The sequence below is a fragment of the Microbacterium sp. ANT_H45B genome (assembly GCF_008369345.1).
In the GTDB taxonomy this organism is placed as follows: domain Bacteria; phylum Actinomycetota; class Actinomycetes; order Actinomycetales; family Microbacteriaceae; genus Microbacterium.
The window spans coordinates 217,333-235,280 of record NZ_VOBK01000003.1 but is presented as its reverse complement, the minus strand read 5'-3'; the positions used below and the strand labels follow the sequence as shown (position 1 = coordinate 235,280).

General features: G+C 67.5%; 23 protein-coding genes and 2 tRNA genes. 21 read left to right on the top strand and 4 right to left on the bottom strand.

The window, feature by feature from the left end; all coding sequences use genetic code 11:
- Positions 1-6 precede the first annotated feature (6 nt).
- Together FQ142_RS13345 and FQ142_RS13340 are read left to right on the top strand one after the other, a co-directional pair.
- On the top strand, positions 7-792 hold the full coding sequence (locus tag FQ142_RS13345; RefSeq protein WP_149423688.1) for an SDR family NAD(P)-dependent oxidoreductase: 786 nt from the start codon (positions 7-9) through the stop codon (positions 790-792).
- A 262-nt stretch (positions 793-1,054) separates the two neighbouring features.
- Complete coding sequence (locus FQ142_RS13340; protein ID WP_149423687.1) at positions 1,055-1,546, top strand: hypothetical protein; 492 nt, start codon at positions 1,055-1,057, stop codon at positions 1,544-1,546.
- Positions 1,547-1,608: 62 nt separating this feature from the next.
- Here FQ142_RS13340 and FQ142_RS13335 read toward each other — a convergent pair whose 3' ends face one another.
- Positions 1,609-1,944, bottom strand: a complete 336-nt coding sequence (locus tag FQ142_RS13335) for a hypothetical protein (RefSeq protein ID WP_149423686.1) — start codon at positions 1,942-1,944, stop codon at positions 1,609-1,611.
- Between the two features lie 197 nt (positions 1,945-2,141).
- Between FQ142_RS13335 and FQ142_RS13330 the strand changes: the two genes are divergently transcribed.
- From FQ142_RS13330 to FQ142_RS13315, 4 genes are all read left to right on the top strand, one after another.
- Positions 2,142-2,432: a hypothetical protein gene (locus tag FQ142_RS13330; protein WP_149423685.1), complete on the top strand. Its 291-nt coding sequence runs from the start codon at positions 2,142-2,144 to the stop codon at positions 2,430-2,432.
- A gap of 189 nt (positions 2,433-2,621) precedes the next feature.
- Positions 2,622-2,888 (top strand): hypothetical protein, encoded by a 267-nt coding sequence (locus tag FQ142_RS13325; RefSeq protein WP_056412336.1) that lies wholly within the window; start codon positions 2,622-2,624, stop codon positions 2,886-2,888.
- 15 nt (positions 2,889-2,903) lie between these two features.
- On the top strand, positions 2,904-3,767 hold the full coding sequence (locus tag FQ142_RS13320; protein ID WP_149423684.1) for an FHA domain-containing protein: 864 nt from the start codon (positions 2,904-2,906) through the stop codon (positions 3,765-3,767).
- 143 nt (positions 3,768-3,910) lie between these two features.
- Entirely contained in the window at positions 3,911-4,384 is a 474-nt protein-coding gene (locus FQ142_RS13315) for a heme-binding protein (protein WP_149423683.1), read from the top strand.
- Positions 4,385-4,457: 73 nt separating this feature from the next.
- Here FQ142_RS13315 and FQ142_RS13310 read toward each other — a convergent pair whose 3' ends face one another.
- Complete coding sequence (locus FQ142_RS13310; RefSeq protein WP_056418811.1) at positions 4,458-4,973, bottom strand: gluconokinase; 516 nt, start codon at positions 4,971-4,973, stop codon at positions 4,458-4,460.
- Between the two features lie 10 nt (positions 4,974-4,983).
- Complete coding sequence (locus FQ142_RS13305; RefSeq protein ID WP_149423682.1) at positions 4,984-6,393, bottom strand: GntP family permease; 1,410 nt, start codon at positions 6,391-6,393, stop codon at positions 4,984-4,986.
- Positions 6,394-6,529: 136 nt separating this feature from the next.
- Between FQ142_RS13305 and FQ142_RS13300 the strand changes: the two genes are divergently transcribed.
- From FQ142_RS13300 to FQ142_RS13245, 13 genes are all read left to right on the top strand, one after another.
- A complete protein-coding gene (locus tag FQ142_RS13300; RefSeq protein WP_149423681.1) occupies positions 6,530-7,237 on the top strand; it encodes a FadR/GntR family transcriptional regulator in 708 nt (235 codons plus the stop codon).
- A 42-nt stretch (positions 7,238-7,279) separates the two neighbouring features.
- Positions 7,280-7,771 carry an FBP domain-containing protein gene (locus FQ142_RS13295; protein WP_149423680.1) on the top strand — a complete coding sequence of 164 codons (492 nt, stop codon included), beginning with the start codon at positions 7,280-7,282 and terminating at the stop codon, positions 7,769-7,771.
- Positions 7,772-7,817: 46 nt separating this feature from the next.
- Entirely contained in the window at positions 7,818-8,615 is a 798-nt protein-coding gene (locus tag FQ142_RS13290) for an enoyl-CoA hydratase/isomerase family protein (protein WP_149423679.1), read from the top strand.
- Positions 8,616-8,726: 111 nt separating this feature from the next.
- The gene (locus tag FQ142_RS13285; protein WP_149423678.1) at positions 8,727-9,722 is read left to right on the top strand and encodes a hypothetical protein; all 996 of its coding nucleotides are present in this window, start codon (positions 8,727-8,729) and stop codon (positions 9,720-9,722) included.
- Positions 9,719-10,513: an inositol monophosphatase family protein gene (locus FQ142_RS13280; RefSeq protein ID WP_149423677.1), complete on the top strand. Its 795-nt coding sequence runs from the start codon at positions 9,719-9,721 to the stop codon at positions 10,511-10,513. Before FQ142_RS13285 ends, FQ142_RS13280 begins: the two co-directional genes overlap by 4 nt.
- 151 nt (positions 10,514-10,664) lie before the next feature.
- Positions 10,665-11,879, top strand: a complete 1,215-nt coding sequence (locus FQ142_RS13275; RefSeq protein ID WP_262492153.1) for a M23 family metallopeptidase — start codon at positions 10,665-10,667, stop codon at positions 11,877-11,879.
- Positions 11,880-11,948: 69 nt separating this feature from the next.
- Positions 11,949-12,020: transfer RNA gene (locus tag FQ142_RS13270), tRNA-Thr, on the top strand.
- Positions 12,021-12,054: 34 nt separating this feature from the next.
- Positions 12,055-12,128 (top strand) — tRNA-Met (locus tag FQ142_RS13265).
- Between the two features lie 157 nt (positions 12,129-12,285).
- Positions 12,286-12,456 carry a hypothetical protein gene (locus FQ142_RS17515; RefSeq protein WP_188042402.1) on the top strand — a complete coding sequence of 57 codons (171 nt, stop codon included), beginning with the start codon at positions 12,286-12,288 and terminating at the stop codon, positions 12,454-12,456.
- A 182-nt stretch (positions 12,457-12,638) separates the two neighbouring features.
- A complete protein-coding gene (locus FQ142_RS13260) occupies positions 12,639-13,091 on the top strand; it encodes an Asp23/Gls24 family envelope stress response protein (protein WP_149423675.1) in 453 nt (150 codons plus the stop codon).
- Positions 13,092-13,217: 126 nt separating this feature from the next.
- A complete protein-coding gene (locus tag FQ142_RS13255) occupies positions 13,218-13,784 on the top strand; it encodes an RNA polymerase sigma factor (protein WP_056412310.1) in 567 nt (188 codons plus the stop codon).
- The gene (locus tag FQ142_RS13250) at positions 13,781-14,551 is read left to right on the top strand and encodes an Asp23/Gls24 family envelope stress response protein (protein ID WP_149423674.1); all 771 of its coding nucleotides are present in this window, start codon (positions 13,781-13,783) and stop codon (positions 14,549-14,551) included. Before FQ142_RS13255 ends, FQ142_RS13250 begins: the two co-directional genes overlap by 4 nt.
- The gene (locus tag FQ142_RS13245; protein WP_149423673.1) at positions 14,548-14,922 is read left to right on the top strand and encodes a hypothetical protein; all 375 of its coding nucleotides are present in this window, start codon (positions 14,548-14,550) and stop codon (positions 14,920-14,922) included. Before FQ142_RS13250 ends, FQ142_RS13245 begins: the two co-directional genes overlap by 4 nt.
- 56 nt (positions 14,923-14,978) lie before the next feature.
- Here the strand turns inward: FQ142_RS13245 and FQ142_RS13240 are convergent, their stop codons facing one another.
- Positions 14,979-15,824 (bottom strand): SDR family oxidoreductase, encoded by an 846-nt coding sequence (locus FQ142_RS13240; protein ID WP_149423672.1) that lies wholly within the window; start codon positions 15,822-15,824, stop codon positions 14,979-14,981.
- Between the two features lie 94 nt (positions 15,825-15,918).
- On the opposite strand from FQ142_RS13240, the gene FQ142_RS13235 reads away from it, so the two are divergent.
- Both FQ142_RS13235 and FQ142_RS13230 read left to right on the top strand, forming a co-directional pair.
- Positions 15,919-16,284: a winged helix-turn-helix transcriptional regulator gene (locus FQ142_RS13235; protein WP_045253415.1), complete on the top strand. Its 366-nt coding sequence runs from the start codon at positions 15,919-15,921 to the stop codon at positions 16,282-16,284.
- 99 nt (positions 16,285-16,383) lie between these two features.
- Complete coding sequence (locus tag FQ142_RS13230) at positions 16,384-17,925, top strand: APC family permease (RefSeq protein ID WP_056412301.1); 1,542 nt, start codon at positions 16,384-16,386, stop codon at positions 17,923-17,925.
- Positions 17,926-17,948: the final 23 nt, after the last annotated feature.

The window sequence follows — 17,948 nt, the reverse complement described above, 5'->3', positions numbered from 1 at the left end:
TAGTTCATGACGCACAAGCTCGCAGTAGTGACGGGAGCCTCCGGGGGCATCGGCGCAGCCATCGCCCGAGCTCTGAGCGCAGACGACTTCCACATCGTCGCGCAGTATCGGAGCAACGTGGAGGCAGCAACTTTGTTGCAGTCAACCATCCGAGCGTCGGGTGGCAGCTGCGACCTCGTGGAAGCTGACCTGTTGTCTATGGATGACATCCATAGGATGGTCGACGCGGTCAAGACGTGTGCCGCCGCTTCGAACCTTCGAGTCGAAGCGTTGGTCAACAACGCAGCGAGGATGCTAGGGCCCTCTTTCTTCGAGGCAACTCCGGAGAGCTTTGACGAGTTTGTCGCCGTCAACACAAGAGCGCCATTCTTCTTGGGCCAGTTACTGTCCCGAGAGATGGTGAGCGGCGGCAGCATCGTGAACATCTCGTCGGCAAGCGCTCATATCGCCAGTGCGGGGGACATCGTGTACGCCATGACAAAATCCGCGGTCGAGTCGATCACCCGCAACATGGCGGAGGCTCTCGCCCCACAAGGGATCCGGGTGAACGCGGTCATGCCAGGGTTCACCGATAACGGACACTCTGCCTTCGCTGACGACCGAGCGGTCGCGTACATGAGCTCTCTGTCCATGCTCGGAGGAGTGTCGAGGCCCGACGCAATCGCCGATGCCGTCAGCTTCCTCGCATCAAACAGAGCCTCGCGCACGACGGGCGCGGTACTCGACGTCACCGGCGGCATGACGCTCCACCCCCGACCGCATCGACACGGCTCAGTCCGAGACTTGTTATAAGAAGCTCGTCGGGTCACTGCCCCGCTCGGATCCGTCGTTCAGGTGAACGGTGAGTGCGGAGAACGACCGACGCTATCGCTAGCTGGCCGACAGTCGCGACCATTCAACTATGCGGTATCGGCCGCTTCAGTCCGAAGGAGAATGCGGTCCTCGCGGGGAACGACTGTTTAGCGGATATCTACACACGAGCCCCTGACCGCGATGGGCGAACATGTGGTGCACCACGTTCCCCACAAGGGAGACTCGACGGAGGAGGTATCCCGTGGTGTTTCATGAAACCCTCATCGGTCCGCGGTGGTTGGCGGTCGCAGGAGCATCGACGCTGGTGTTCCTGGCCGTCATCACCGCGATCTCGGCGCCGGTCGTGGTCGGCAACGTCGAGGAGATCGGCGGATGGATCATCGGGCTCCTCATCGCCGGGTTCATCCTGATCCTCGGGGCCGGACTCGTCGGCCTCGACAGGCGAACCAGGGTCTCGGTGAGTGCAACGCACATCGATGCGCATCTCTCACTGTTCCGTGTCATGCACATTCCCGTCACTGACGTTGACAAGGTCGAAGCCGCAGATGTGAGTCCTTCGCAGGCCGGTGGCCTGGGGTGGCGCATCGTCGGTTCGGACCGATTCGTCTTGTGGTCCTCTGGCTCCGCTGTGTGGCTGACGCTGACGAACGAGGGCTCGCGGGTTATCCGCAGCGACCGCTCTGAGGAACTCCGGGGCGCTATCCAAAGCGTCTCTCAGGCATCGCCCGCTTGACCGATGGATTGGATCTGATGCCGCCGCAACCGGGACGACGCGCGGGCAGCCGCGGGGACGCGTCAGTAACGCCATGCCCAGGCATCATGCTCGGCATCGCGCAGCACCTCGTCTAGGGCGTGTCTGACAATGAGCGAGCCGTAGCCGTGTCCATCTTCAGGGGGATGTTCGCGTGACCTGTGTGGTGCCGTTGGCCTGTGGATTCGATGCTTCGAGCTACAGATTTCGAGACAGATGTGTTCATCGCTGAGAGTGGCGACAGCAGATGGATGATCCGACGCGATCCCGGTGTGCATGGGGTTTTCGATAGCGCGGATCGCGAGCGAGGGTGCGATCTCGAACACCCGCAACGGCGAGATCAACGTCGCCGTAGGAGCGGTGTCCGACAAGTCGCTCACGATGATTCGAGCGAGCTCAACGTCGTCACCGCCCGCCCTGGCGACGGTCCATGGCTCATGGAGCTCCGGTAGCCTCCCGGAAGACCTCTCCCTGTCGTTGCGTGTCAACTCGGGTGGGGGCGACCACCCACTGAGCAATGCGTGTGTGTCCAGCAGGCTGACCGTCGCCTGCTGGACGCACACGAAGAAGGATCGACGTGGAAGTACAACGAAAAGGCCGATATGACCGAAACGCCTTCGCAAGCTGCCTTCTCGCGCTGGGGGCGGTGCTCACGAGCGGGTGGTGGCTATCAGGCACCCTTCTGGCGTGCGCGGCGATCGGGTTCGCCCTCGCGTCGAGGAAGGCGCTCAAAGCGGACGATTCGCTGCAGGGCGCTGGTTTCTCGCTTACCGGGTTCGTCGTAGCGGTCGGAGTGCTGCTGTTTGCGACAGTGGGCCCATCGCTGTTGTCGCTGTTCCTCTTCACCATTGCTCCGCCCCCGCAATGACCGTCCTTGCAGAGCAGTACATCTTCGAAGACCTCACCGAGGTGTGACACACCGGCTCTGCCACTCGGGGAAAGGCGCAGGAAGGCGTCTCGACACCCTTTCTCAACTCTGTCCAAATACCTCTGGACAGCCATGGAGCCCAGGCGCATACTCGTATTCACAGACATGGATCTAGCGAAGGAGCATCCCATGAGCGAGTCGACGGACCCCGCGGAACTGTTCGACTCCGCCTCCGGGCCCACCGGTGCATCGATCACCGACTGGACCGACCTCGGCCGGGAGATGTGGTCCTATCTCACGGGTCGCGGCGCGGCAGTCAACTACACGTTCGACGACATGACGGTCGAGGTGCCCCGCGACATCGGGCCGGATGCCCCGCGGGCGACCTGGAAGTTCAACGGAACTCTGCGAGTGACGACCAGCGACAGCGCCTCCGGCGACTCGGGCTCGGCCTGAGGGGCATCGATTCCGATGCTCCGTCTCGATATCGACCTCACCGTGGAGCAGTCCAGCCCTGACGGCGGTGATCCGGTGCGATTCACCGTCCGAGCCGCGGGCAGAGAGGTCGTCGTCGCCTTCGAGTCGACTCCCCGTTTCGCCGGGGTGAGCCGCCGCGATCTGACTCAGCTCGGCTCTCTGGCCGACGGGCTCGCGCGGCGCGGTCTGACCGTACGCGTCGAAGGGCCGCGGGGGACTCTCGTTCAGCTCGGCGACGTGAAGTCCGGACCCGTCGGGCGGGCGATCGCCGGGTCTTCGCACATCAAACTCGGACACCTCGCCACGTTGCTGTCCGAGGCGCAGCACCGCGAACGCGGAGATGTCTTCCGTCTGCCGTCACCTCCCTCGACGCTGTTCCCGCTCGTACCGACCGTGTCCCGGGGCGTTCGTCGACGGGTCACGACCACTCACTATCTCCCCGGGTCCGGCCGACCCCGACTGATCTTCGCGGTCGGCTCCGGCGACTGGAACCTCAGCAGGCCGCGAGAGTTCGACCTTCTTCCCGGAACCACCGTGATCGGGTCCGGGCCGGACGCCGATCTACGTCTGGAAGGGCTGGAAGCTCGTCACGCCGAGGTCCGGCACAACGATGACGACGAATACGTCCTCTACTCCTATGCGCCGACCGGCGGCGGCCGGCCGAATCTCCCGCACAGCAAGGATGACGCCAGGATCCTGCGGACCGGGTCTCGGATCGAGATCGGTACGTGGCGGATGGCGTACTACCGAGAGGAGTTCGCTGACCACGGGCGCCCGTTCGGAGGACGACAGGGCGGAGAGTACGCGTTCCAGAAGCAGCAGCCCGTGCGGCCCTACGGGTCCGGAGAGCTTGGTTGAGTCGGTCTGAGAGAGTCGTCCCGGTCGCGACACAGCACGACGACGACGCTGCTGGCGGTCATCGGGATGCTTGAGGTTCGGTCTGCACTGCGTGAGAGGGCGGCTACAGTCTGAAGCGAGTCATCCAGAAGAGAGGCATGCCGATGAGTGATCACGCGAGGCTCGCGCAGCTGGAGGCGGAGCACGGCGACCTCGTACTGCGCCGGTTCGATCGCCGGGACGCGTGGTATCTCGGGCGCGCGATCGCGGAGAGAGCTCTGACCGACGGCCTGCCCGTCGCCGTCGACGTGCGCACGTCATCCGGCATCCTCTTCCACGCCTCCCTGCCCGGTGCGACCGGCGACAACGACGTCTGGGCCGGGAAGAAGGCTGCGACCGCGTTGCGGTTCGAGGCCAGCACGGCGCTGCTCGAGGCGCGCATCGAGAACGGCGCGCGCGACATGCACGAGCCGGGGTGGCTGGATCCTGCGGCCTATGCGGTCGCGGGCGGCGCGGTTCCCCTTCGCGTCGACGGAGTGGGGGTGGTCGCTGTCGCCACGGTGTCTGGTCTTCCTTCTGCCGATGACCACGATCTGGTGGTGGCCGGCATCCGGGGCCTCGGGCTGCTCATCGGCTGACGCGCAGAAAGCCCCGGCACGCGGGAGGGCGTCCGGGGCTTTCGTGTCGTCTCTGAGACGGGACGAGTGCGCGTCAGTAGTCGGGATGCAGGCGCAGGCGCGACGCGATCTGCGCCGCCTGCTCGGCCGGCGTGAGCGCGATGTCGATCTCGATCGACCTCTCGTCGTCTCCGAGCGCTTCCAGCGTCGCGAACTGCGAATCGAGCAGGGTCGCGGGCATGAAATGCCCCTGGCGGCGCAGCATCCGCTCGAGGATCAGCTCACGGTCGCCGGCGAAGTGCACGAAGGTGACGTTGTCGCGCCGGAGGATGTCGCGATAGCTGCGCTTGAGAGCGGAGCAGGTCACGATGCCGGGCTCGCCGGCCGCGATGCGCTCGTCTATCCACTCGGCGATGCGATCGAGCCACGGCCACCGATCGTCGTCGTTGAGCGCGTGGCCGGCTGCCATCTTGGCGACGTTGGCCTCGGGGTGCAGGTCGTCGCCCTCTTCGAAGGCCCAGCCGAGGCGGCCGGCGAGCATCGCGGCGACCGTGGACTTGCCGGTGCTGGCGACGCCCATGAAGACGAGGACGGGTGCGTTGACGGTCATCATGGCGCGCTCAGACGAAGATGCTCAGGACGAGGACGCCGGCGAGGCCGGTGACCGAGATGAGGCACTCGAGCACCGTCCACGATTTGAGTGTCTGCGGGATGCTCAGGCCGAAGTACTCCTTGATCAGCCAGAAGCCCGCATCGTTGACGTGGGAGAGGAACACCGAGCCCGAGCCGATCGCGAGCACGAGCAGCGCGACCATCGGGGAGTCGAGCGTCTCGGTGAGCGGCTGCAGGATGCCGGCCGCCGTTATGGTGGCGACGGTCGCGGAGCCGGTGGCGATGCGGATGACCACGGCGACGAGCCACGCGAGCACGAGCACCGAGACCGAGGATCCCGAGACGAACTGGGCGATCACGTTGCCGATGCCCGTGTCGACGAGCACCTGCTTGAACCCGCCACCTGCGCCGACGATGAGAAGGATGCCGGCGATCGGGCCCAGCGACGAACCGACGATGTCGTTGATCTTCGCGCGGTCGAAGCCGGCTCCACGGCCGAGGATGAAGAAGCCGGCGAGCACCGCGATCAGCAGGGCGATGACGGGGGTGCCGAGGAAGTCGAGCGCGATCTTCCATGGTGCGTCGGACCCCGCGGCCGAGATGTCGGCGACGGCCTTCGCGAGCATGAGGAACACGGGCAGCAGGATGCTGAAAAGAGTCGCGCCGAACGACGGGCGGCGACGCTGCGTCTCGCCCTCGTCCTCTTCGGTGACGAAGAGCTCGGGCACGGGGACGTCGACCCAGCGTGCGGCGAAGCGGGCGAACAGCGGGCCGGAGATGATGACGGCCGGGATCGCCACGATCACGCCGAACGCGAGCGTCAGACCGAGGTTGGCGCCGAGCGCGTCGATGGCCGCGAGCGGGCCGGGGTGCGGGGGGACGAGCCCGTGCATGGCCGAGAGGCCCGCGAGCGTCGGGATGGCGATGCGCATGAGCGACTGGCCGGAGCGGCGGGCGACCAGGATGATCACCGGCACGAGCAGCACGAGGCCGACCTCGAAGAACATCGGCAGGCCGATCACCGCGCCGATGAGGCCCATGACCCAGGGGAGCGAGCGGGCGCTCGCACGGCTGACGAGCGTGTCGACGATGCGGTCCGCTCCGCCGGAGTCGGCGAGCAGCTTTCCGTAGATCGCTCCGAGTGCGATCAGGATGCCGACGCCGCCCATCGTCGTGCCGAAGCCCGCCGAGAAGCTGGTGACCGAGGCGGCGATGTCCATCCCGGCGATCGCGCCGGTGGCGAGCGCGCCGATGGTGAGCGAGAGGAACGGATGCAGCTTCACCCAGGTGATCAGGACGATGATGATCGCGATGCCGATGACGGCGGCCGTGATCAGCTGCCCTGCCGGGCGATCCAGGGTCGGGGTGTCGGTGGCCGCCGTCGCGAGCGCGTGGGCCACCGGTGTGATGAGTGCCATGAGCTTCCTTGATCCGGGCGTGGTCTACGTCCTTATGTCGTACATAATAAGCACGCATACCACGTAATGCGCAACATATCAGCCACGATGCATCCACACGACGCACGTGATGGGGTGTCCGGTGCATACTCGAGGTATGAGCGCCCCCGGCCCCGCCAGTCCCGTGCATGACGCACTCGTCTCGGAGCTCGGTCGCGCCATCGTCGATGGCCGACACCCGCCGGGCTCCCGCATGCTCACGGTGGAGCTGGCGCAGGAACGGGGAGTGTCGCGCTCGGCAGCACGGGAGGCCGTCCGCGTTCTCGAGTCCTTCGGGCTGGTCTGGGTGCGGCGGAAGTCCGGCGTCGAGGTGCGCCCCCGCGCTCAGTGGAACGTCTACGCCCCCGAGGTCATCGCGTGGCGCCTTGCGGGCCCCGGCCGCGATGAGCAGCTCCGGGAGCTGAGCCAGCTGCGTTCCGTGATCGAACCGCTCGCGGCCCGACTCGCCGCGGAGACGGCGAGCTCCGAGCAGAAGGTCGAGCTGGTCTCGCACGTCGTGGCGATGGCCCAGGAGGATCACGACGCCGACCACGAGCGCTATCTGTCGGCGGATGTCCGCTTTCACCGGCTCCTGCTCGAATCGTCCGGGAACAGCATGCTCGCAGCGCTCGGCGGAACCGTCGAGGCCGTGCTGCGGGGGAGGACCGCGCACGATCTGATGCCGCACGTGGCCAACCGGAACGCCGTGCAGTGGCATCGCGACGTCGCATTCGCCGTGGCGAGCGGAGATGCGGATGCCGCCGCTGCGGCCATGCTCGACATCGTCTCCGAGGCCGACGACGCCATGCAGCAGGCCGCGGGATAGCGGCGCGGAGCCCCGGCCGCGCGGAGTTCCTAGACTGGACGGATGCGAGCGCTCACCGAGACCGACGTCCGTGCCGCCTTCGTCAACGCCGATGACGACGAGCTGCGGGTCATGGAGATGCCTCTCGATTTCGTTCTGATCGACTGGGACTACCTCGACTTCTTCGCCTGGCGCGATCCGAGTGCCGGACGCCGCGGGTACCTGCTGACGCAGCACGACGGGGTGATCTCCGGCATCGTCCTGCGTGTGTCCGACCCCGCCAGGGCCCGCTCCGGCATGTGCGACATCTGCCACACGATGCAGCCCGGCAATCAGGTGTCGCTGTTCTCGGCGCGCCGAGCAGGCGAGGCGGGAGCGCGCGGCGACTCGATCGGCACCTACATCTGCGCCGACCTCTCCTGCCACGAGAACGTGCGCCTCGCGCATCCGCTGGCGCCCAGTGAGATCCGAGCGGCAGGACAGGTGGACTTCCGCCTGGACGGCACGCGACGACGTATGGAGGCCTTCGCCGAGCGCGTGCGGGAGCAGCGCTGATCACGATTACCCTGGGGGCATACGTCCTGCGCTCGAAGGAGAAGCCATGAACGACGCCATCCTGTTCTCGGTCGACGAAGGGATGGCTCGGCTCACCCTGAACCGTCCGTCCCGCTTGAACGCCTTCAACTCCGAGCTGGCCCACGCGTGGCGCGACGCCACCACGGAGGCCACCACACGGAGCGACGTCAAGGCGATCCTCATCGACGCGACCGGTCCCGCCTTCTGCGCGGGCGGCGATGTCATCGAGATGGCGACGAGCATGGGGGCCGGGGCGGAGATCACGGCTCTCGCCGAGGTGATCAACATCGGCATCCGCGCCCTCACCGAGTCCGCTGTGCCGGTCGTCGCTGCTGCACACGGCACGACGGCGGGTGGTGGCCTCGGCATCCTGCTCAGCAGCGACTACGCCGTCGTGGGCGCGCGATCGCGCCTCGGCAGCCTGTATGCGAACATCGGCCTCACCCCCGACCTCTCCGTCTCGGCCCAGCTGGCCCGGGCGGTGGGGCAGCGGCGTGCTCTGCAGCTCGTGCTCCAGGACCGCCTGCTGACGGCGGAGGAGGCGGTGGAGTGGGGGCTGGTCGCCGAGCTCGTCGAGGGTGACGATGCAGCGCAGGAGGCGGCGAAGGTGCGTGCGCGGGCCGAGGAGGTCGCACGATTCTGGCTTGCGGGCGCCGCCGACGCCTACGGGCAGGCGAAGCGTCTGGTGCGTTCGCAGCCCGAGCGCTCGTTCGTCGAGCAGCTGAGCGAGGAGGCGCGGTCCATCGGTGCCTCGATGGGCACCGCCGACGCGCAGGCCCGGATCACGGCCTTCGCCGCAGCCTCCACGCGCAGAGACACCTGACCTGCACCGTCGGCCCGTTCCGGGACTGCGTGCACGGATCGCGTCGCCGACTCCGGTACAGCGCCGACGCGTGCAAGGATGAACGCAACCCCGCTCTACGAGAGGAACGCGATGTCGCAACCGGAGATCGCCCAGCAGCCCCCGGCGCTGGTCGAGAAGAAGAACATGTCCCTCCTCATCCGTGGAGCGATCTGGATCGCCATCGGCGCACTGATCGCCGCAGCGCTCGTGTGCGTCGTGTGGGTGCTGATCGGAGACCAGGACGGTCTGATCGGACGTGCGTTCCTCACGATCCTCCTGCTCGCGGCGTTCGCCGGCATCGCGATCCTCGAAGCCGGACTCGCCCCGAACCGCCCGGACTGGCTCGCGCTGTCGAGCATGGTGACCTGGATCGTCGCGCTGCTCGTCGGCGCCGTCAAGATCTGGCTGCCCGAAGACGATCAGTACTTCACCGGCGCCGAGCGGTTCTTCCAGCTCCTGCTCGTGATCGGCATCCTGCAGCTCGCTCTGCTGCACGTGCGGCTTTTCACCCCTGCGGCGCAGCGCCACGTGACGACGTTCACGCGCATCATCTACATCGCGACGATCGTGTTCCTCGGCGGCCTGGTGGGTCTGCTGATCTTCTTCCTCACCTTCCCGCACACGTTCGACTACGGCGAGCTGTACTGGCGCATCGTCGTCGCACTGACGATCCTCGCCGCCGTGGGCACCACGCTCATCCCGCTCCTGAATGCACTGTTCGCACCGCGTCGGCCCGCGAGCGCTGCGATCGTCCACACGCAGGGCGGTGCTCCCGCGTGGCCGACCTACGCCGACGGGCGCACCCCGCTGCCCGTCCTCCCCGACGGCTCGCCCGACTGGAACGCTTATTACACCGGTCACCCGTCTGTCGCCTCCCCGCAGCACGCACAGCCGCAGCAGTCGTTGCCTGCGCCGCCCGCGCCGCAGGCGTTCCCGACCGTGCCCTTCCCGACCGCCCCGGACCCGTACGCCCAGGGGCCTGCGGCCCCGCCGGTCCCTCAGGCCCCTCAGGCCCCTCAGGCCTACCCGCCGGCCCCCGATGCCCCCTCGGCCTACCCGCCGGCACCGCCGCGTCCTCCGCAGTGAGCATCGAGACGGAGCTCGTCGCTCTGGCGGCGGACGTCGCCCGTGAAGCCGGCGACCTCGCTCGTCGGCGGCGGGCAGAGGGCGTGCATCTCGCGGCCACCAAATCGACGCTGGCCGACATCGTGACCGACGCCGACCGCGAGGTCGAGGCGCTCATCCGTGCACGACTGCAGGCAGCCCGCCCCGACGACGGATTCCTCGGTGAGGAGTCCGATGCCGACGAGGGCAGCAGCGGCATCACCTGGGTCGTCGACCCGATCGACGGCACGGTCAACTATGCCTACGGCATCCCCTCCTACGCGGTGAGCATCGCCGCGGTCCGCGGCGCGGCCGTCGTGGGGGAGTGGGAGGCGCTCGCCGCCGCGATCCATGCGCCGGCATCCGGTGAGATGTTCACGGCCGCGCGTGGCGGCGGAGCGTGGCTGGGCGAGCAGCGGCTCGCGGTCACGACCGAGACGCCGGCCGGCGCGCTGCTCGCCACCGGATTCGGCTACGACCCCACGACGCATGACGGCGACCTCGCCACGGTGCGACGCGTCATGACCATGGCCAGGGACCTGCGTCGCGCCGGCGCGGCGTCGCTCGATCTCGCGTTCGTGGCCGCCGGCCGCTTGGACGGATACTTCGAGCGGGGCCTCAAACCCTGGGATCATGCGGCCGGGGCGCTCCTCGTCGCCGAGGCCGGAGGGCATGTCTCGATCGACGGCGGCGGGTCCCCTCGACCGATGCTCGTCGCCGGCGGAATCGCAGTGCACGACCGCATCCGGGAACTCCTCGAGGACGAAAAGTGAACGATTCATGGCATTCTCAGGTGGACCAGGCTAGGGTTTATCCGATCGTTACTTTCATCGGCCCGAATCGATGACTGTCCAAAGCGCCCCCGAGCTTGACGTCTGACCGAGAGAATCTGCTTTGCCCTTCGAGAATTCCCAGGCTGCCTCTGTGCCCACACGGCGCTCCAGCCGCACCCGCACCACGGCCGTCGAGGCCCCCGCGGCCGGAGTACCGGATGTCGCATCCGAGGCTGCTCCCGTCGCTCCTCAGAACCCTTCGTCGCGTCGCGCTGCCCGCGAACGCCTGAACACCGCCGAGGTCATCGTCGCGGCGGCCGCCGTCGCCGCAGCGACAGCGGCGGCCGAGTCGGCGGAGATCGTCGAGATCCCCGACACCGACGATGTCCTCGAGCACGCGGTCGACGCCCCGGAAGCGCCGGTCCCGGCCGCCGAGGCCGAGGCGAGCGACGCCGACGGATCCGACGAGAGCGACCCGTCGCCGTCGTCGGAGCAAGAAGACGCCTTCGAGAGCGCGTCCCGCGCGTTCCGCTCCGTGGCCTCCGGCAGCATCCCGATGCCCGCCGCGGCAGCGGACCGGAACGACGATGAGGCCGAGCCCGCCGTGCACGTCGCACGCCGTCGCCCGCAGGCACGCAAGTTCCTGGCCGTCGGCGCCACCGTCGGCGTGATGAGCCTCGCCGGACTCCTCGCCGTCGGCATGACCCTCCCGGCCGAGGCCGTCGCCGCGGTGCAGGGATCCCCGACTCTCGCAGCGACCTCCCTCGTGGCCGCCTCCGGGGCGCAGAAGGCCGGCGCCGCCGATGACGAGATCCAGGCGTTCGTCACCTCGTCCGACGTGCAGAACGAGTCGCTCACGCGCTCCGACAGCTTCTCGACGGTGTCGCTGATCCAGGTGGCGTCCGAAGAGGGCATCAACTACTCCAACGAGGTCTTCACCAACGACCCTGAGGCGGCCATCCAGTGGCCGTTCAAGGTGGGCGTGGGCATGAGCTCGGGCTACGGAATGCGCTGGGGTCGTCTGCACGAGGGCATCGACTTCGTCCCCGGCGAGGGAGCCCCCATCCAGGCGGTTGCCGACGGTGTCGTCCGCATCGCCACCGAGCAGGGCGGCGCCTACGGTGTGACCGTCTACATCGACCATGTGATCGACGGACAGATCGTCACGAGCCACTACTCGCACATGCAGTACGGCTCGCTCCAGGTCAAGGCCGGCCAGACCGTGAAGGTCGGCGACATCGTCGGCCATACCGGAAATACCGGTCGTTCGTACGGTGCGCACCTGCATTTCGAGATCATCATCAACGGCAGCACCATCGACCCGCTGCCGTGGTTGCGCGAGAATGCGGGCCGGTACTCGTACTGACCCACCTCGATTTCATGAGGACGCCACTGTGATGGTATTCTCGTGTGGTTGCCCCGCGAGGGGCAGCACGCCCCGATAGCTCAGTGGCAGAGCACTTCCATGGTAAGGAAGGGGTCGTCAGTTCAATCCTGACTCGGGGCTCACGGTGTTCGTATCTGCGATGCGGATGCGGTGCGGCAGGGTAGCTCAGCTGGTCAGAGCGCACGACTCATAATCGTGAGGTCGCGGGTTCAAGCCCCGCTCCTGCTACATCAGACAAACCCCCGGTTCGCCGGGGGTTTTCGCGTATCCGGGGGACGAGCCGCCGTCGCGCCATCCTCGGATCGCCTCTGTCAAGGGGATGCCGCGGCGCCGCCGTCGCGGAGAGACTGGCACTTCCATTCCGCAGCAGCAGATCGGAGCGATCATGTCAGACCCGCAGGCAGCACCCGACGACAACGCAGGGATCGACGCGATCGGAGTCGACGCCGACTTCGTGACCACCGACCGTGATCCGGAGCCGGACTCCGTGACCCCCGGCGAGGAGCAGCGCGCGGACGGAGACGACGACGAGGTCGACGTCTCCGACCTCCCCTGAGCGCCGGGAGCCCATTCCCCTCGAGGTGCGGGCTCCTCCCGCCGGCAGCCCGTGTTCTCGGAACCGTCGGAGAGACGACCCGCACTTTTTTGTGACGAATCGTCCCCGGGATCCGTCCTAGTAGTGTCGCTGAACTGCGAACCGCCCCTCCGGCGGGAACACTGACTACGAAGGAGCGCATCATGGCGAACGTCACAAACGGAACCCAGGCCAAGGCACAGGCCGGCACCACGACGAACGAGGCCGCGTCCACGGGCGAGACCATCATCGAGAACAACGTCGTCGCGAAGATCGCCGGAATCGCGGCGCGCGAGGTCAACGGTGTGTACGCACTCGGCGGCGGAGCGGCACGTGCGGTCGGCGCCATCCGCGACGCTCTCAACTCCACCGACCTCACGCAGGGAGTCCGCGTCGAGGTCGGCGAGACCCAGGTCGCCGTGGACATCACCATCGTCGCCGAATACCCCGCAGCGCTGCACACCGTCGCTGACGACGTCCGGGCCGCGGTCGCGCGTGCGATGTCCGACTACGTCGGCAAGCAGGCCGTCGAGATCAACGTGACGATCAACGACGTGCACATCCCGTCGGACGACGAGGACGACGTCCCCGCCGAGCCCGACATGCGTGTGCTCTGAGTCGCAGGGCAGCGGACGGATGAGAGGGTTCGGACGCGGAGACCGCGCGATCGGGGGGACGGGGGTCCCATCCGATCGCGGGTCCGCTCCGAATCTCTCACAGGGGTCACACGAGGGGGTCACCAGATGGTCGGAGAACGATTTCGATCTGCGTTGGAAGAAGCGGACGACCGGCTCGTCGCCAGCCGGGCTATGGACGGCGACGTCGCCGCGTTCGCAGTGCTCGTGCGCAGGTACACCCCGATGATGCGCGCATACACACAACGGATGCTGAACGCCTCGGCAGATGTCGACGACATCGTGCAGGAAGCGTTCGTGACCGCCTGGCAGCGCTTCTCGGAACTCGACGATCCGTCCAAGGTCAAGAGCTGGCTGATGCGCATCGTGAGCCGCAAGGCCGTCGACCGCATCCGCGCGCTGCGTCCCACGGTCGACGTCGATGATGTCGAGCAGTCCGCTCCCGCGCAGACCTCGCCCGACCGCGTCGCCGAGGCGCGAGCCGGGGTCGCGGCGTTGGGCGCGGCCCTGCAGGAGCTTCCGGCCGCGCAGCGCGAATGCTGGGTGCTGCGCGAGATGGGCGGCTACTCCTACGACGAGATAGCGACCGAGCTCGACATCTCGGTGTCGACGGCACGTGGCCTCCTCGCTCGAGCTCGTAAATCCATGATCGTGCGAATGGAGGCATGGCGATGACCGACGAACACGAACGCGACACTCCCGAGGTCCACGACACTCCCGAGGCCCAGGACGTTCCAGACGTTCCCGAGGCCCAGGGCGCTCCCAACGTTCCCGAGGCCCCGGACGCTCCCGTGGTCCAGGACGCTCCCGTGGTTCCCGAGGTCCAGGGCACTCCTGACGTCGAGGTGCGCGAACTCGGCTTGGATCCGAGCGATCTCGACGGGCACACCCTCGAAGAGCTGACGGACTACCTCGAGGCCGGGCGAGAGCCCACTGACCCCTCCATCGAGGGATCCCCGGGGTGCCAGCTGGCTCTCGACGCTCTCGAGCAGCTCCGCGGACTCGGCGGCGAGCTCATCGCTGCCGACACCGCGGCGATGCCCGAGGTCGACGACAGCTGGGTGGACCGGATCCTCAGCGGCATCGCGCTCGACGCGCGTGCCGGACGCCGTATCCCGTTCGCCGATCCCGACCCTGCGTCCGACTTCGGGATCACCGAGGGCGCGGTCCGCGGCCTGATCAGATCGGCGGAGAACTCGGTCCCCGGCATCCTCGTCGGTCACTCCGAGCTGGAGGGCGACGTCACCACTCCCGGTGCGCGGATCCGGATCTCGATCGAGGTCAACGCGTTCTACGGCGAGTCGATCCCGCTGGCGGTCGAGCGGCTTCGCGAAGAGGTGGCAGAGCGGGTGCAGACCCACACGGATCTCACGGTGACCGCGATCGACGTCACGGTGCGTGACGTCCAGAGGGTGAGTCGTTCGACGGAGGACAGATCATGACGACGATGGTGCATGACGGGCTCGCCGAGCGGGTTCAGGCGGCCGTGCTGGGCACTCCCGGCGTGCGGAACGTCTACCGGGCGGGCTCGCTCGTCTCGAACCTGGTGGGCACCGGCGCTGCGGCGCTGGGTGTGACCGCAGCGAACGAGCCTCTCGTGGCAGTGATGGGCGGCGAGGGCGGCGTGCGCGTCGAATCCTCCCTCGGGATCGAGTACACGGCGAACGCGATCGAGACATTGCGTGCGGTCCGGGCGGCCGTGGCCGCTCTGCTCGCCGCCGACGGTCTCGCCGTCACGGCGATCGTGCTCACCGTCGCCTACGTGCATCCGCGCGAGTCCTCTCGTCTTCCGGAGACCGTCGCACTCGTGTGAACGCGACGAAGGCGCCGACCCCTCAGGGGCCGGCGCCTTCGTGCTGCGTGGCGGTCTCAGGCGATCGCGCGCAGGCCGTCCACCAGCGGCGTGGTCGGCCGACCGATGAGGCGGGAGAGGGTGCCGTCGGTGTCGCCAAGTGCGCCGGAGGCGATTCCCGCGTCGAGGGCGACGACGAATCCTGCCGTGCCCTCGTCGAGGCCGGCGGCCAGGAGGCCTTCGCGCTGCTCGTCGGGCGTCAGCGAGTGGTAGACGACCTCACGGCCGGAGATATCGGCGATGGCCGCGGCGAGATCGTCGTAGCTCCAGGCGACGTCGCCGCCGAGTTCGTACACCTGACCGAGGTGGCCGTCGTCGAGCAGCACCACGGCGGCGGCGTCGGCGAAGTCCTTGCGGCTGGCCGAGGCCACACGTCCGGACCCCGCGCCGGCGGCGAGCACGCCGGTCTCGGATGCGCGGGAGAGGTCCGCGGCGTAGTTCTCGGTGTACCAGTTGTTCCGCAGGATCACGGACGGCAGACCCGAGCCGGCGATGAGCTCCTCGGTGGCCTTGTGCTCGGGTGCGAGCACGAGGTCGCTCGTGGTGGCCTTGGGGGCGCTGGTGTACACGAACTTGGTGACACCCGCATCCGTCGCGGCGTCGATGACCGCCCGGTGCTGGGCAGTGCGCTGGCCGACCTCCGAGCCCGAGATCAGCAGCACCGAGTCGACGCCGTCGAGTGCGGCGGCGATCGTCGCAGGCTCCGCGTAGTCGAGGTGAGCGACCCGCACACCCAGGTCGGCGGCCTTCGCGACGTCGCGGGCGCCGGCGACGATCGACTGGGGGTCCGCTCCGCGCTCGAGCAGGCTGGCGATGACGAGGCGTCCGAGATTGCCGGTCGCGCCGGTGACGAGGATGGTCATGGGGTGTCCTTTCGTAGGTGACACGTGCATCAACCTCGGGGAGGCGACCGGGCATTCCAGATCGTGGGTACCCACTTTGATGTAAGGTACCTACGTGACGGTTAGTTATGCGCAGATCCGGGAATCCACGCCGCAGGTCTTCGAGCCCGGGTGCAGCACGCGGGTCGTCCTCGACCACGTGATGAGCAAATGGGGTGTGCTCGTGCTGTCGTCGCTGTCGGACGGCACCCAGCGCTGGGGCGAGCTGCGGCGCGAGGTGGGCGGGATCAGCGAGAAGATGCTCGCTTCGACTCTGCGCACGCTCGCCGACGACGGCCTCGTGCATCGTGAGTCGTTCCCGACGGTGCCTCCGCATGTCGAATACAGCCTGACGCCGCTCGGACGTGATCTCATGCAGCGGATGCTCCCTCTCGTCGAATGGGTGGCCGATCATGCCGACGCGATGACGGGGCGGGCATAGTTCCACCGATTTCGTCGCGGTAGCGGGATCACACCATCGGAAATCGTCGCGCGAAGAAAACGATTGACGCGATAAGCGTGGCGGCCGTATCTTCTGAGCATGTCAGCTACGACGCCGATCCATCTCGAACGCCCCGACGGCAAGGGGCTCGCCACCGGTTCGCTGGGCCTGTGGGGGTCCACCGTCATCGGTCTCGCGTCCACTGCGCCGGTGTACTCGCTGGTCGCGACGCTCGGATTCGTGGTGCTCGCCGTCGGAGCGCAGGCGCCGATCGCCTTCATCATCGCTTTCGTGCCGATGCTCCTCATCGCGTTCGCCTACCGCGAGCTCAACAACGCGGTGCCCGACTGCGGGACGACGTTCACCTGGGGGACGAAGGCCTTCGGTCCCTGGGTGGGCTGGATGGGCGGCTGGGGCGTCGCCGTCGCCGGCATGGTCGTGCTCGCGAACCTCGCCCAGATCGCGTCTGTGTACTTCTGGTCGCTGATCGGATTCGATCTCGAGAACAACGACTGGCGGATCATCCTCGTCGCGGTGCTCTTCATCGCCGCCATGACGTGGGTGAGCTGGCGCGGTGTCGAGATCGGCGAACGCATCCAGAACATCCTTCTCGGCATCCAGTACCTTGCTCTCGCGATCTTCGTCGTGGCCGCGCTGTGGCAGTTCTTCGGAGGCACGGCCCCCGATCCCACGCCGTTCGACCTCGAGTGGCTGAACCCGTTCGCCTTCACCGACTGGTCGGGTTTCACCGAGGCGATCCTGCTCGCGCTCTTCATCTACTGGGGCTGGGACACCTGTCTCGCCCTCAACGAGGAGACGAAGGACCCGAAGAAGATCCCGGGGCGTGCCGCACTGCTGACGACCGTCATCCTGTTGTTCACCTACGTGGGCGTCACGATCGCGGCGATGATGTACGCGGGACTCGGCGACACGGGGACGGGCCTGGGCAACGAGGCCAATGCCGACGACTTCTTCCTCGCGATCAAGGACGGCCTGCTCGGGCCGTTCGGCTGGATGCTGGTCGTCGCCGTGATCATCTCGGCGGTCTCCTCCACACAGACGACGATCCTCCCGACCGCACGCGGAACCCTCGCGATGGGGGTCTACCGCGCACTGCCCGCGAAATTCAAGGAGGTGCACCCCACCTTCAAGACGCCGTCGTTCTCGACCGTCGTCATGGGTGTCGTCGCCTCGGCCTACTACGTCGGGATGACCCTGATCAGCGACAACATCCTGCAGGACTCGATCCTGTCGCTGGGACTCGCGATCGCGTTCTACTACGCCATCACCGGTTTCGCCTGCGTCTGGTACTTCCGCAAGGACCTCACCTCGTCGGCGCGCGACTTCTTCTTCAAGGGCCTGTTCCCGCTGCTCGGAGGCCTCATGCTCACGGGCGCCTTCGTGCAGTCGGCCATCGACATGTGGGACGTCGACTACGGCTACACCGTCCTCTTCGGCATCGGCGGCACCTTCGTGATCGGCATCGGCTCGCTCGCCATCGGACTCGTGCTCATGTTCGCCTGGTATCTGTTCCCGCGGTCGAAGCGGTTCTTCCGTGGCGAGAGCCTCAACCGCGACACCCAGGTGATGGTGCCGGACGAGCCGGGCGATCTCATCCGCTCGATCGACGGCGGGATCTGACCGGTATCGGGCGGCGAACGGCT

Bases quoted from the DNA above. Each gene is read 5' to 3' on its own strand.
- FQ142_RS13345 (WP_149423688.1), top strand. From the start codon at position 7: ATGACGCACAAGCTCGCAGTAGTGACGGGAGCCTCCGGGGGCATCGGC.
- FQ142_RS13325 (WP_056412336.1), top strand. From the start codon at position 2,622: ATGAGCGAGTCGACGGACCCCGCGGAACTGTTCGACTCCGCCTCCGGG.
- FQ142_RS13320 (WP_149423684.1), top strand. From the start codon at position 2,904: ATGCTCCGTCTCGATATCGACCTCACCGTGGAGCAGTCCAGCCCTGAC.
- FQ142_RS13315 (WP_149423683.1), top strand. From the start codon at position 3,911: ATGAGTGATCACGCGAGGCTCGCGCAGCTGGAGGCGGAGCACGGCGAC.
- FQ142_RS13310 (WP_056418811.1), bottom strand. From the start codon at position 4,973: ATGACCGTCAACGCACCCGTCCTCGTCTTCATGGGCGTCGCCAGCACC.
- FQ142_RS13305 (WP_149423682.1), bottom strand. From the start codon at position 6,393: ATGGCACTCATCACACCGGTGGCCCACGCGCTCGCGACGGCGGCCACC.
- FQ142_RS13300 (WP_149423681.1), top strand. From the start codon at position 6,530: ATGAGCGCCCCCGGCCCCGCCAGTCCCGTGCATGACGCACTCGTCTCG.
- FQ142_RS13295 (WP_149423680.1), top strand. From the start codon at position 7,280: ATGCGAGCGCTCACCGAGACCGACGTCCGTGCCGCCTTCGTCAACGCC.
- FQ142_RS13290 (WP_149423679.1), top strand. From the start codon at position 7,818: ATGAACGACGCCATCCTGTTCTCGGTCGACGAAGGGATGGCTCGGCTC.
- FQ142_RS13285 (WP_149423678.1), top strand. From the start codon at position 8,727: ATGTCGCAACCGGAGATCGCCCAGCAGCCCCCGGCGCTGGTCGAGAAG.
- FQ142_RS17515 (WP_188042402.1), top strand. From the start codon at position 12,286: ATGTCAGACCCGCAGGCAGCACCCGACGACAACGCAGGGATCGACGCG.
- FQ142_RS13260 (WP_149423675.1), top strand. From the start codon at position 12,639: ATGGCGAACGTCACAAACGGAACCCAGGCCAAGGCACAGGCCGGCACC.
- FQ142_RS13255 (WP_056412310.1), top strand. From the start codon at position 13,218: ATGGTCGGAGAACGATTTCGATCTGCGTTGGAAGAAGCGGACGACCGG.
- FQ142_RS13250 (WP_149423674.1), top strand. From the start codon at position 13,781: ATGACCGACGAACACGAACGCGACACTCCCGAGGTCCACGACACTCCC.
- FQ142_RS13245 (WP_149423673.1), top strand. From the start codon at position 14,548: ATGACGACGATGGTGCATGACGGGCTCGCCGAGCGGGTTCAGGCGGCC.
- FQ142_RS13240 (WP_149423672.1), bottom strand. From the start codon at position 15,824: ATGACCATCCTCGTCACCGGCGCGACCGGCAATCTCGGACGCCTCGTC.
- FQ142_RS13230 (WP_056412301.1), top strand. From the start codon at position 16,384: ATGTCAGCTACGACGCCGATCCATCTCGAACGCCCCGACGGCAAGGGG.